Source organism: Mesorhizobium sp. Cs1321R2N1, from assembly GCF_037179725.1.
GTDB classification, from domain to species: Bacteria; Pseudomonadota; Alphaproteobacteria; order Rhizobiales; family Rhizobiaceae; genus Mesorhizobium; species Mesorhizobium salmacidum.
Genome location: NZ_JAPYKP010000068.1, coordinates 16854 through 30487, shown reverse-complemented (window position 1 = coordinate 30487; position 13634 = coordinate 16854). Strand labels below are relative to the sequence as shown.

General features: G+C 65.7%; 7 protein-coding genes and 3 pseudogenes. 3 read left to right on the top strand and 7 right to left on the bottom strand.

Annotation, left to right across the window (positions count from 1 at the left end):
- Positions 1 to 105: 105 nt before the first annotated feature.
- Entirely contained in the window at positions 106 to 2421 is a 2316-nt protein-coding gene (locus tag O7A61_RS18165) for a glucose/quinate/shikimate family membrane-bound PQQ-dependent dehydrogenase (protein ID WP_337130962.1), read from the bottom strand.
- 259 nt (positions 2422 to 2680) lie between these two features.
- On the opposite strand from O7A61_RS18165, the gene O7A61_RS18160 reads away from it, so the two are divergent.
- Positions 2681 to 5392 (top strand): ATP-dependent helicase, encoded by a 2712-nt coding sequence (locus tag O7A61_RS18160; protein WP_337130961.1) that lies wholly within the window; start codon positions 2681 to 2683, stop codon positions 5390 to 5392.
- A 37-nt stretch (positions 5393 to 5429) separates the two neighbouring features.
- Here the strand turns inward: O7A61_RS18160 and O7A61_RS18155 are convergent.
- From O7A61_RS18155 to O7A61_RS18145, 3 genes and pseudogenes are all read right to left on the bottom strand, one after another.
- Positions 5430 to 5743, bottom strand: a pseudogene (locus O7A61_RS18155) (ferritin family protein).
- 123 nt (positions 5744 to 5866) lie between these two features.
- The gene (locus O7A61_RS18150; RefSeq protein WP_337130963.1) at positions 5867 to 7420 is read right to left on the bottom strand and encodes a trimethylamine methyltransferase family protein; all 1554 of its coding nucleotides are present in this window, start codon (positions 7418 to 7420) and stop codon (positions 5867 to 5869) included.
- Between the two features lie 14 nt (positions 7421 to 7434).
- A pseudogene (locus tag O7A61_RS18145) lies at positions 7435 to 7629 on the bottom strand (glycine cleavage T C-terminal barrel domain-containing protein); the annotation flags it as partial.
- A gap of 222 nt (positions 7630 to 7851) precedes the next feature.
- Here O7A61_RS18145 and O7A61_RS18140 point away from each other — a divergent pair.
- Positions 7852 to 9321, top strand: a complete 1470-nt coding sequence (locus O7A61_RS18140; RefSeq protein WP_337130960.1) for an esterase-like activity of phytase family protein — start codon at positions 7852 to 7854, stop codon at positions 9319 to 9321.
- A gap of 56 nt (positions 9322 to 9377) precedes the next feature.
- On the opposite strand, the pseudogene O7A61_RS18135 reads toward O7A61_RS18140, so the two are convergent.
- Positions 9378 to 10144 (bottom strand): annotated as a pseudogene (locus tag O7A61_RS18135) (L,D-transpeptidase).
- 119 nt (positions 10145 to 10263) lie between these two features.
- Between O7A61_RS18135 and O7A61_RS18130 the strand changes: the two are divergent.
- A complete protein-coding gene (locus O7A61_RS18130) occupies positions 10264 to 11736 on the top strand; it encodes an MATE family efflux transporter (protein WP_337130958.1) in 1473 nt (490 codons plus the stop codon).
- A 24-nt stretch (positions 11737 to 11760) separates the two neighbouring features.
- On the opposite strand, the gene O7A61_RS18125 is transcribed toward O7A61_RS18130, so the two are convergent.
- Positions 11761 to 12966, bottom strand: a complete 1206-nt coding sequence (locus tag O7A61_RS18125; RefSeq protein ID WP_337130957.1) for an MFS transporter — start codon at positions 12964 to 12966, stop codon at positions 11761 to 11763.
- 212 nt (positions 12967 to 13178) lie between these two features.
- Positions 13179 to 13586 (bottom strand): SH3 domain-containing protein, encoded by a 408-nt coding sequence (locus tag O7A61_RS18120; RefSeq protein ID WP_337130956.1) that lies wholly within the window; start codon positions 13584 to 13586, stop codon positions 13179 to 13181.
- Positions 13587 to 13634 lie beyond the last annotated feature (48 nt).

Genomic DNA, 13634 nt, shown 5'->3' with positions numbered 1-13634 from the left:
CCGCCGCCGGCCCCGATTTGACCAATCAGGTGCTCGGTTCGGTGCCCAGCCTGAAGGCCCATCTGGGGCTCGGCTGATCGTCGGATCGCCGAACCCCGGCACCGCCTATTTCGGCAGCGCGTAGGCCATCACATAATCGCCCGGCTTGGTGCCCACCGAGCCGTGGCCGCCGGCGACGATGACCACGAACTGCCGCCCGTCGGCGACCGTATAGGTCATCGGCGTCGATTGCCCTCCGGCCGGCAGCCGCGCCCGCCAGAGCTGCTTCCCCGATGTCAGGTCGTAGGCGCGCAGATAGTCGTCGACGGCGGCACCCAGGAAGGCAACACCGCCGGCCGTGATCATCGGTCCGCCAATGCCGGGCACCCCGACCTTCAGCGGCAACGGCAGTGGCGTCATGTCGTAGACGGTGCCGTTGCGGTGCTTGTAGGCAATGGTACCGGTCCGAAGATCGACGCCAGCGACATAGCCCCAGGGCGGCGCCTGGCACGGAATGCCGAGCGGCGACAGGAACGGTCCCATCACCACCGCATAGGGCGCGCCGTCATTGCGGTTCAGCCCCTGCTCGCTGCCCTTGGTGTCGCCCGGCGGCGGCACGTCGGCGCGGGGGATCAGCCTGGACGTGAAGGCGAGATAGGTCGGCATGCCGAACATCACCTGCCGCACCGGATCGACCGCAACGCCGCCCCAGTTGAAAGTGCCGAAATTGCCGGGGTAGACCAGCGATCCCTGCAGCGAGGGCGGCGTGTAGCGGCCTTCATAGCGCAATTTATGGAGCGCGATCCGGCAGGCCAGTTGGTCGAACATGGTGATGCCCCACATATCGGCCTCGGTCAGCGGCGGCGGGCTGAAGGAAAGGTCGGATGCCGGCTGCGTCGGCGATGTGTGATCTCCTCCGATGGCGCCGCCCGGCGCTGGCACGTCCTTGACGGGGATGACCGGCTCGCCGGTGCGCCGGTCGAGCACATAGAGGTCGCCCTGCTTGGTCGGCCCGACGAGTGCGGGCACGACGGAACCGTCAGCCTTGGTGATGTCGACCAGGCTCGGCTGCGCCGGCACGTCCATGTCCCAGAGGTCATGGTGCACGGTCTGGCGCACCCATTTCAACTGCCCGGTGTTGAGGTCGAGCGCGGTGATCGAGGAGGAGAATTTCTCGACATTGGCGCTGCGGCCCATGCCGAGCTGGTCCGGTGTCTGGTTGCCGAGCGGCACGTAGAGCAGGCCGAGCTTCTCGTCGGCGCTCGGCGTCGACCACATATTGGGCGAGTTGGCGGTGTAGGTCTGGTCGGCCGCCAGCGGCGTCGTCTGGTCCGGATTGCCGGAATCCCAGTTCCACAGCAGCTTTCCGGTGCTCGCATCATAGGCGCGGATGACGCCGGACGGCTCCTGCGTCGAATAATTGTCGTTGACCGCGCCGCCGACGATGATCTTGCCGCCCGCGATCAGCGGCGCCGAAGTCGAGTAGTAATAGCCCGACTTCGGATACGGCATGTTGGCCAACAAATTGAGCGTGCCGCCCTCGGCGAAGGCCGGGCAAACCTGCCCGTTGGCGGCGTCGAGCGCGATCAGCCGGGCATCCGAGGTCGGTAGGTAGACGCGTGCCGCGCAGGGCTGACCGGCGGCGCCCGAAGCATCGGCATAATAGGAAACGCCGCGGCAGGTCTGGTGCTGGCGGTCCTTGTCGAGCTTGACCTTGGGATCATAGCGCCACTTCTCCTTGCCGGTCGCCGCATCGACGGCGATGGCGAAGTTGTGCGGCGTGCAGATATAGAGCGTGTCGCCAATTTTAAGGGGTGTCACCTGGTAGGTGGTCTCGCCGACATCGTCCGGCCCCTTCACGTCACCGGTGCGGTAGGTCCAGGCCGGCTGCAGATTGGCGACATTGTCCGGCGTGATCTGGTCGAGCGGCGAATAGCGCTGGCCGAACTGCGTGCGCCCGTAATAGTGCCATTCGCCCGCCGGCACATCGCCGCCGAGATTGGCGTTGGGAATCACCTTGTCGGTGTCGAGCGCGCCGCCGATGTCCTTCGGGTCCGCGGTCATCGAATAGCCGGCCACCGCCAGCGATGCCAGCACGGCAAGGATCAGAGGCGCGCGGCCGTCCGGACCGGCAAGGCCCCGCCGCGCCCAAGGCGTCAGCAGCCACAGCGCAACCAGCACGATGATGCCGCCGCGGGGGCCGAGTTCCCACCAGTCGAAGCCGGTTTCCCAGACCGCCCAGGCGAGCGTGCCGAGCACGATTGCCGCATAGAGCCAGAGCGCCGTGGAACGGCGCCGGTAGAGCAGCCAGGCGGCAATCAGGAAGGCGAGACCGACAATGATGTAGTACCAGCTGCCGCCCAGCGAGACCAACCAGATACCGCCGGCGCCAACCGCCAGGCCGATGAGGAAGAGGATGAGGGAGGTGATGGTGACAGCCAAGATGATACTCCTTCGACTGTTGCGCGCATGAGGCGGCCCTTGGGCAACCCGGCATTGTGTGCTGCCCCCTGCGCAACTTTCTCCCGACCGCCGCGCCTGTCAAGCGTGGGTCATGGGTCCGCGGCAGCAACCCCCTTTCGCCTGAGGTTGTTCACAACGCCGGCCGCCATGTCGCTCAAGTGGCCGTATCAGGCAGTTTACCAGAACAAAACGTAGACAGTTCTGGTCTTTCGCTACCGAATCACTACATTCGGGGGCGATGTCCGGCTTTTCCGAAGACATGCCCTTTTTTGACGAACCCGATGCGCGGCCCACGGCCCCGTCGGGCATTGCCGCGCGCGCCATGGCTGCCCGCGGCGGCCAAAACAATGCGCCGGACTATCTGAGGGGGCTTAATCCCGAGCAGCGGCTGGCGGTGGAGACAACCGAAGGACCGGTTCTGGTGCTGGCCGGCGCCGGCACCGGCAAGACCCGCGTGCTGACCACCCGCATCGCCCACATCCTCGCCACCGGCAGGGCGTTCCCGTCGCAGATCCTCGCCGTCACCTTTACCAACAAGGCCGCGCGCGAGATGAAGCAGCGCATCGGCATCCTGATCGGCGAAGGCAATGTCGAAGGCATGCCCTGGCTCGGCACCTTCCACTCGATTGGCGTGAAGCTGCTGCGCCGCCATGCCGAGCTTGCCGGCCTGAGATCCGACTTCACCATCCTCGACACAGACGACGTCGTGCGGCTGATCAAGCAGCTCATCCAGGCCGAGGGCCTGGATGACAAGCGCTGGCCCGCGAAACAGTTCGCCCAGATGATCGACGGCTGGAAGAACAAGGGCCAGGGCCCGGCCGACATCGCCGAGGGCGATGCGCGCAGCTTCGCCAACGGCAAGGGCCGCGAGCTCTACAAGGCCTATCAGGAGCGCCTGCAGACACTGAACGCCTGCGACTTCGGCGACTTGCTCTGCCACCCGATCCGCATCTTCCGCGCCAATCCCGATGTGCTGAAGGACTATCACCGGCGCTTCAAATACATCCTCGTCGACGAATATCAGGACACCAACACCGCCCAGTACATGTGGCTGCGCCTGCTGGCGCAAAGGCCCGAAGGCAAGCCAATCTCCCCCCATGTGGGGGAGATGTCCGGCAGGACAGAGGGGGGCGCCTCGCACCGACAGGTCGGCGGGACAGCGCCCCCCTCTGTCGCCTCCGGCGACATCTCCCCCTCTAGGGGGGAGATTGGGCGCTCTTCGGCCGAATCCCGCACCACCGTTAATATCTGCTGCGTCGGCGACGACGACCAGTCCATCTATGGCTGGCGCGGTGCCGAGGTCGACAACATCCTGCGCTTCGACAAGGATTTTCCCGGCGCCACCATCATCCGGCTGGAGCGCAATTACCGCTCGACCGCGCACATACTGGGCGCCGCCTCCCATCTCATCGCCTACAATGAGGGCCGTTTCGGCAAGACGCTGTTCACCGATCGCAACGATCCCGAGGACGGCAAGGTCAACGTCCACGCCGCCTGGGATTCGGAGGAGGAAGCCCGCGCCATCGGCGAGACCATCGAGGCCTACCAGCGCCAGAAGCATAATCTCAATGACATGGCGATCCTTGTCCGCGCGTCCTTCCAGATGCGCGCCTTTGAGGACCGCTTCATCACGCTCGGCCTCAACTACCGCGTCATCGGCGGCCCGCGTTTTTACGAACGCATGGAAATCCGCGACGCGCTGGCCTTCTTCCGCGTCGTCGCCAACAGCACCGACGACCTCGCCTTCGAGCGCATCGTCAATGTGCCCAAGCGCGGCCTGGGCGAAGCGACCATCCGCCAGATCCACGACACGGCGCGCGGCTTGCGCATCCCGATGCTGGAGGCGGCGGGCACACTCGCCGAGAGCGACGAGCTGAAGCCGAAGCCGCGCGCCGCGCTGCGCGAGGTCGCGGCCAATTTCGAACGCTGGCAGAAGGCGCTGGAAACCACGCCGCACACCGAGCTCGCCGAGACCATTCTCGAAGAGAGCGGCTATACCGACATGTGGAAGAACGACCGCTCGGCGGAAGCCCCCGGCCGGCTGGAGAACCTGAAGGAACTGATCCGCTCCATGGAGGAGTACGAGTCGCTGCGCTCCTTCCTCGAACATGTCGCGCTGGTCATGGATGCCGAGCAGAATGCCGGGCTCGATGCCGTTTCCATCATGACGCTGCACTCGGCCAAGGGCCTCGAATTCGAGACCGTCTTCCTGCCCGGCTGGGAGGAAGGCCTCTTTCCCCACCAGCGCGCGCTGGACGAAGGCGGCCGTTCAGGCCTGGAGGAAGAGCGGCGGCTCGCCTATGTCGGCCTGACGCGGGCCAAGAAGAACCTGCATATCTGGTTCGTCTCCAATCGCCTCATCCACGGCCTGTGGCAATCGACCATCCCGTCACGCTTCCTCGAGGAACTCCCGGAAGCCCATGTCGAGGTCGCCGAAGCCGGCAACTCCTACGGCGGCTACGGCAATCCCTATGGCGGCGGCTCGTTCGCGTCCGGCCGTGGCGGCGGCCAAGGGGCGGGAAGACAGAACCCGTATGGCGCCTCGCGCTTCGACAATATCGGCGGCAATTCGGGCGGCGGGGAAAAGTCCGGCGCCTTCTCCAACACCTATTCGACGCCGGGCTGGCAGCGCGCACAGGCCAACCGCACCGAGGCGACCGACCGCAACTGGGGCACGCGTTCGGGCCATCAGGTCGAACGCATCGGCTATGGCGAGACAGACTCCGGCTACGGCGCCGGCCGCACCAGCGTAAAGGGCCGCACCATCGACGGCGAACTGGTCGCCAAATCCGTCTCCGACACCCCGTCGGCTTTCAGCGTCGGCGACCGCGTCTTCCACCAGAAATTCGGCAACGGCAATATTTCAGCCATCGAAGGCAACAAGCTGACCATCGACTTCGACAAGGCCGGCCAGAAACGCGTGCTGGACGGGTTTGTCGCGGCGGTGTGAGTTGAATGCGGCTAGCCTCGTAGGCCGGCTTTCCACCTCAATCCACCTTCTTCTCGCCCTTCTCGCCAGCCCTCACAATATCCCCCGTGGTGAACAGAATCTCCTTCAGTTCCACGCGCCAGTCCGTCTTCTGGCGCAGCAGGAATTCGAGGTCCATGCCGAAATGCTTGAACTCCTCGCTCTGCGCGTTTTCATGATCGCCTTGGCTTGCGGGTTCTTTTCGACCGACATGCGCTGTTCGTACCAGCTGATCGCTTCCGCCTCCTCGATCAGCGAGGCGATCATGCGGGCAAAGGTCCGCACTTCCTGCGACAGTTCTTCCGGCGGTTCGTGATACTGGTCGAAACCCATGTCGTCCTCCCTCAACGGCTCGCAAATGGAGCCAGGCATTGGCCCGCTTCCATGAATGCGTGGGAAGCGCCGCGGGTTCCGGGACAACGGCCACAATTCAGGACGGTGGATCCGCGAGCTATCTCACGACACGGGCGCCGCGCCGCCCTCTTTCGTGCGCCGCGCGATGAATGCATCGAGCACGCCTGACGTGGCGGCCGCCGTTGCCGGCGGCTCGAAATCGGCGAGGATGCGTTTCCAGACGCCGGTGGCGCGTTCGGTGGCGTTCTTCGACCCGCTTTGCGTCCAGTTGCCGAAATTCGACCAGTCGGCCACCAGCGGCTCGTAGAAGGCGGTACGGTAGCGCGCCATGGTATGGCTGGCCGAGAAGAAGTGGCCGCCCGGCTGCACTTCGGCTATGGCCTCGAAGCCGATTGCGTCGTCGTCGCCGGGGGTCGCGTGGCAAAGTTCCGCGACCGTCTGCAGCGCTTCGATGTCGGTGACCAGCTTTTCCAGGGAAACACTCAAGCCCCCTTCCAGCCAGCCGGCCGCATGGATGCAGACGGTGGCGCCCGAAAGCACCGAGCCCCACAGCGCGAACTGCGTCTCGTGCGCGGCCTGCGCGTCCGAAATGTTGGCAGCGCTGCCGCCGCCCGAGCGCCAGGGCAGACCGGTGAAGCGCGCCAGTTGGCCTGCACCCAGTGTGGCCTTGACGTGCTCCGGCGTGCCGAAGGCCGGTGCTCCCGATTTCATGTCGACATTGGAGGAGAAGGAACCGTAGACCACCGGCGCGCCCGGCCGCACGATCTGCGCCAGCGTCAGCCCGGCCAGCGCTTCGGCATGCTGCAAAGTCAGGGCGCCGGCCACCGTGATCGGCGCCATCGCACCGGCCAGGCAGAACGGCGTGATGATCAGGACCTGGCCCGCCTTGGCGAAGTCGATAATGCCTTGCGCCATGGGAATATCGAGCTGGCGCGGCGAGTTGGTGTTGATGACGGTGTAGCAATGCGCGCCCGAGCGGAACTCGTCTTCGGACAACCCACGAGCCAGCCTGATCATCTCGAAACTGTCATCGACCTGCGGCGTGCCGCGCGCGAACACGAACGGGAATTTGTCGGACAGCGTCAGCTGCGCCCGATTGACGGCATAGTGGCGAAAACGATTGTCGATGTCCTGCGGTTCGATACACGGCCCCAGCATGTGCAAGACATCGAAATGCTGCACCAGCTTGATGAGCTCCTCGAAGGCGACCAGCGTTCCAGGCCGCCGGCCGCGGTCGAGATCGGTGACGTTGGGCGCGCCGGAGCCCGCCAGGAATGTCATGGCGCCCAATTCGAGCGACAGATCGCGAGCGCGCGCGCCTGCATTGGCGTGGATCGATCGCGGCGCCGAGGCTAAGGCTGCCACCACCATGTCGCGGCCGATGCGCACCATGTCGGTTTCGGGATCGACCAGGGCGCCGGCGCGGGCAAGCACCTCGCGCGCCTCGGGCAGCAGCACCTTGATGCCCAGTTCTTCCAGCACGCGCAGCGCCGTGTCGTGGATCGACGCCACCTGGTCGTTGGAAAAGATCGGCTGTGGCAGGAATGGGTTCTTCAGCGAGCGGTAATTGGGCTTGCGGCTTGATTCGCTGCCGGCCTCGCCCGTGCGTCCGCGCCGGCGTTCGCGCCTGCTGTCTCGTGCCGCGTCATCGATCATCGCGAATTCCCTCCTCATTGCCGCATCGCCTTGCCCTGGGGATCATAGGGCGAGACCGCGATGACCCGCGCAGGCCGTCCGACGCCGACACTGTGCACGCAAAGCTGCGTCCCCTCCCCGGCGAAATCGTCGTCCACCAACGCCAGCGCGACGCTCTTGCCGATCGTGTAGCCAAATCCGCCCGAGGTGACGAAGCCTGCGCGGCGGCCTCAAGGCTTCCCTTCCGGTCAGTTCGAAGCCGGCACCCTATATGTGCTAGACATAAGTGTCCAGTACGCTGGTGGACCGGCATCGCGCGCTGTCACGCAAGCATCATGTTCACGCCTTAGATCGCTTTTGGGGAAGGCGCGCACGGCATCGTCGATGCGGCACCTCTTTCCGTTTTTGCCCTTCGGCCGCTCCGGCATGCTTCGTCACAAAGAGGATTGTCCATGAAACACCCGCACCGAACCGCTTCGCTCGGCGTCGCGCTGGCCTTGTTCACCGCCCTGACACCGGCGCTTGCCGACGGCGTGGCCTACATCAACAAGGGCCTTGTCGGCGTCGGCCGCATGCCGGCTGCTCAGCGCGACAAGTTCGGCGAGACCTTCGGCTCGGGCTCCGGCATGGCAATCGACACTACAGGCTGGACGCATGATGCCGGCACCTACAAGGGATCGCTCTGGCTCCTGCCCGACCGTGGCTACAATGTCGCCGGCACCACGGACTACCGGCCGCGCCTCAACACCATCGGCATCGAGTTCACGCCTGTCGCGCCGGGTGCTGCTCCCGCCGCCGGCCAGGAGCAGACAGGCGTCAAGGCGACGCTTGCCGACACTATGCTTCTCACCGACGGCAAGGGCGCCGATGCCACCGGCCTCGATCCGCTGTCGGATGTACGCGCCGCGGCCGGCGACATGCCGATGCTGCCCGTCGCCACCAACGGCAAGCTCGCTCTCGACAATGAGGCCATCGTGCGGCTGCCCGACGGTTCGATGTTCATCTCCGACGAGTACGGCCCCAACATCTACAGGTTCTCCGCGCAAGGCCGCCTGATGTCGGCGACCCAGCCGCCGGCAGCCCTCGTGCCGATGCGCAAGGGAACGCCGAACTTCTCCTCCGACAATCCCGGCCCGGGCGCCGCCGACCCTGATCCGAAGGATCCCGAAACCGGGCGCCAGAACAACCAGGGCCTCGAAGGCATGGCGATGACGCCGGACGGCAAGTTCCTGATCGCCGTGCTGCAGTCGGCGCCGAGGCAGGACGGCGGCGATTCACCCTCGACGCGCCAGAACACCCGGGCGTTGGTTTACGATGCCTCCGACCTCGCCCATCTGAAGCTCGCGCATGAATACGTCGTGCCGCTGCCGGTGTTCAAGGATGCCAAGGGCAAGACCAAGGTCGCCGCGCAGAGCGAGATCGTGGCGCTTTCGGACACATCCTTCCTGATGCTGGCGCGCGACAGCGGCAACGGCCAGGGCCTGAAGAAGGGTGACGCTTCGCTCTACCGCCAGATCAACATCGTCGACGTGTCCGGGGCGACCGACATCGCAGGCGGCGCCTTCGACGCGGCCGACAAGCCGCTAGCGCCCAAGGGCGTGCTTGATCCCTCGGTGACGCCGGCCAAGCTGACGCCGTTCATCGACATCAACGCCGCCGCCGAGCTTGGCCGCTTCGGCCTGCATAATGGTGGGGCGAAGGACCACAACGAGCTTTCGGAGAAGTGGGAAGCGATGTCGTTGGCCAGCGTCCTCGACCCGAAGCTGCCCGACGACTATTTCCTGTTCGTCGGCAACGACAACGACTTCCTCGCCCAGGACGGCTTCCAGGTCGGCGCGCCCTACAAGGCCGATGACGGCGCCGATGTCGACACCATGTTCCTGGTCTATCAGGTCACGCTGCCGGGTCTCGGCAAGAAGTAACGATCACGGCACAAGCGGGCGCGCCTGGCGCGTCCGCCTGAGCAGGTCGTGAAGGCTTACTTCAAGAACTCGGCGTCCTTCGGCACGCCCGCATCGATCGGCTCGGCCGTCCTGCTCGACACGGCCATGATCTTGCCGGCGGCAGACAGGTTGGGCCGCACGAAGACCTGGGCGGGGCCGTTGACGCGGCTGTAGAGGTCGATGATGTCCTGGTTCATGAAGCGCACGCAGCCGGACGACGCGTTCTTGCCGATGGAATCCCATTCCGGCGTGCCGTGCAGCCGGTACATCGTGTCCTTGCCGCCGCGGAAGAGATAGAGCGCGCGGGCGCCCAGCGGGCTCTGCGGTCCGGGCGGCATGCCGTCCTTGTATTTCGTCAGTTCCGGCCGGCGCTGGATCATTTCGGGTGGCGGCGTCCACACCGGCCATTTCTTGCGCGCCTGGACCACGGCACTGCCGGTCCATCCGAAACCGGCCTTGCCGAGGCTGACGCCGTAGCGCATGGCCTTTCCGCCGTCGCGCACCAGATAGAGTAAATGCTCGGAAACATCGACGACGATCGTGCCAGGCTTCTCTCCGGTCGGATCGGCCACGATCTGGCGCAAGAACTTCGGATCGAGCTTGGCAACCGGGATGGCCGGCAGTTGATAGCCCTCGTCGGTGCGCGCCGCATACATGATTGCGGTATCGCCGACAGCCGGCTCGCTTGGCGCAGCCGACGGCTGGACCGGCGCCACTGCCGGGCCACTTCGGCCGTGGTGCACGCCGAGGGAACGACGGAAGCGCAGCCCAAAGCGGACGCGCCAAGAAACGCGCGCCGCAAGCTTTGAGAACAGGATGGATCATGGCGTGAGCACCGTGGGCCGTTCGCGCGCCCGCATCGACCTGTCGGGTTGAATCTGCAATCATCGCGTACCGGACTCGAGATAGGCTTTGTCGGCCATGAACGAAAAAATGCCCGGGCGTCGGCGCACCGGCGACCTGACCAGCGGCCCGATCCCACGCACGCTGCTGCTCTTCGCCTTGCCGGTGCTCGGCTCCAATGTTCTGCAATCGCTGAACGGCTCGGTCAATGCCGTTTGGGTTGGCCGCTTCCTCGGCGAATCGGCGCTGACGGCGACCTCCAACGCCAACCTTGTCCTGTTCCTGATCCTCGGCACGGTGTTCGGCATCGGCATGGCGGCCACCATCCTGGTGGCGCAGTCGGTCGGCGCCCGCGACCTGGCCGAGGCGCGCCGCATCGTCGGCACCAGCGCCACTTTCTTCTTCCTCGTTTCAGTCGTCTTCGCGGTTTGCGGCTGGATCTGGGTCGACGCCATCCTGGGCGCGCTTGGCACGCCGGCCGACGCCTTGCCGCTCGCACGCTCCTACCTGCGCATCATCTTCGTCGCCGTGCCGATGATGAACCTCCTGTCCTTCGTCATGACCGTGCTGCGCGGTGCGGGCGATTCCCGCACGCCCTTCATCTTCATGGCGCTGGCGGTCGTGCTCGACATCGTGCTCAATCCCCTGCTCATCCGCGGCATCGGCCCGTTTCCCGAACTCGGCATCGCCGGGTCCGCCACCTCGACGCTGATCGGCCAGACCGTGAGCGTTATCGCCATCCTCGTCGTACTCTACGCGCGCAAGCATCCGTTGCGGCTGGCCGGCACCAATCTCGCCCTGCTTCGCCCGGATCCGGCGCTGCTGCGCATCGTCGTCTTCAAGGGCGTGCCGATGGGCCTGCAGATGATCGTCATCTCGGCGGCGGCACTGACGGTGATGGGCATCGTCAATTCCTATGGTTCGCAAGTCGCCGCCGCCTACGGCATCGCCGCGCAGCTCTGGACCTACATCCAGATGCCGGCGCTCGCGATCGGCGCCGCGGTTTCTTCCATGGCGGCGCAGAATGTCGGCGCCGGCCGCTGGGACCGGATCGGCCGCGTTGCCGCCTCGGGCGTCGGCTTCAACCTCGTCCTGACCGGCGCCCTCGTCGCGCTGCTATGGGTCTTCGACCGCTCGATCCTGAGCCTGTTCCTGAGCAGTGACAGCGCTGCGATCGATATCGCCGCCCACATCAACACCGTAGCATCCTGGTCGTTCATCCTGTTCGGCATCACCATCGTGCTGTTCGCCACGGTGCGCGCCACGGGAGCCGTGATGCCGCCGCTGATCATCCTGGTGATCTCTGTGCTCATCGTGCGCACCGGCTTTGCCTATTACATGCGCGGCGTGATCGGCGAGGAAGCGCTGTGGTGGAGTTTCCCGGCCGGTTCGATCGCCTCGCTGGTCCTGGCCGCGGCCTACTACCGCTTCGGCGGCTGGCGCACCTTGCACATGATCGAGAACAGGCCGGCTGCCGGCGAGCCGCCCGACACCGGGCTCGGCGTGCCGCGCCAGCGCGCGAACATGACGCCTGAAACGCCGAACGGCTGAAGCGCACGTGCTGGCGCGGCGGTCTCAGCGCCTCTGTCGGAGCCCGAAGGCGAGCGCCACCAGCGCGAACACGATGATCATGGCCGCGAAGGCCAGGCTCGCGGCGACGGGGCTGGCATAGGTCGACACGACGCCGATGCCGATGACAGGCAAGGCATTGCCGACAAAGCAGCAGACGAAGAAGCTGGACACCACTTCGGCACGGCGGTCCTGCGGTGCGATCTCGTTCACCACCTGCAGGCCGCCTCGGTAGCCAAGCGCGGCCACGACACCGCAGCAGGCCGTCGCCACGATCATCAGTGCCATCGAGGCCAGAACCTGCGCCGCCACCACCAGCAACACGCTTGGGATCATCAAGGCCAGGGCGGCCAGCATGGCCTTGCTGCTCTGCACCCGCATCAGCAACACGATGCTGGCCGCCGCGACGATCGCCAGTTCGAAGAACAGTGCGCCGGCAACGGCATGGTTCGTTTCGTGCAGCTGCTGCGCCAGGATGCTCGGCGCCAGCGCGGCATAGAAGCCGACCAGCGCCATCGCGCCGAAACCGGTCACCGCCGGTGCGACGAAGCGCGTGCGTATCTTCTGAGGCACGGAGAGGCGCGGCCGCATCGAAATCCGCTCGATGCCCCCCGGCTTCGCCACCGTTTCACGGGTACGCCAGACTAGGACCCCCACCACCGCGAGTGCCATGAGATAGACGATGAACACCAGCCGCAGGGGCCAGGGCTCGTATTGAGCCAACAGTCCCGATATCAGCGACCCGAAACCGAGACCGAGGAAATTGGTGCTGGTGGTGATGACGCTGGCACGTGATTTGTCGGCGGTGGGGAGAAGCTCGGCAATCCAGGCGGTCCCCGTTCCGGCGCCAATGCCGATGCCAAGCCCGCTCAGGATGCGCGCCACGTCGAGCGAGACGACATTTCCGGCGAACAGGAAGATAAGCGCGCTGACAATGGCCACGATCATCGCCGCCAGCGCTGCGGGCCGGCGCCCGACAACATCGGACACGCCACCGAACACCAGCAGGGCGCCGAGATTGCCGACAACATAGACCGCGTAGATCAGCGTCAAGGTGATCTGCGAAAAGCCGAACTGCTGCTTGTAGATGATATAGAGCGGCGTCAGCGCCGTGCTGCCGGCAAACAGCACCGCGATCATCGCCGCGACAGTCGGAATCGCGAGGACGTCGCCGGCCTCGTTCTGAGTTTGCGCCAAATCACGAAAGGCCATGGCCAACCTCGTCATCAGTTTCAGGGATCGCGACGTTAACGCGCCCTTCCCGCCGGCGTTCCGGTGAACGGCCACGCTCCTGACACCATGGTGAGCCTTGCCTGACCAGGCCGATGATCGCACAAAGGCGGATCGGGGCCAGCGGCCCCCATCCATCGCGGCATCCCTTGTGCCGCGTCAGACGCAATCAGTCTGTTTGCAGGAAACCGGGCCTACTTGCAGGAAAAACCGGGCGCGATCTTGCACTTGCCGGGACGCGGCTTGTGCGGTGGGCGATGGTGCGGCGGGCGGTGATGGGGCCGATGGTGCCAGTATAGCGGGCGATGCGGCGGGCGCACGATGATAACCGGCGGATGCACGACTTGGGCTCGCGAGAGATAGCCGGAGCTGGCCCAGCCGCTGACACCGCCGCCATGGATCCTGCACCAGCCAGGCTGGCAGCCGGTCACGTCAACCCGGAAGCCGGCCGGCAGCGTCCCGACCTTGGCGTATTCCGCGCCGGGCCCGGTACGAACGTTGAGGCTGGTCGTGGTATGGGCGCCGTAGGCGAAAGCCGCGGCGGACGTCCCGAAGACGGCGGCCAGGATGGTCGCTATCGCAAGCAGAAATCGAAATCTCATCGGTCCCTCCATCGAGTGCCGGCCGTTCGACTGCTTCGGCCGGGACGG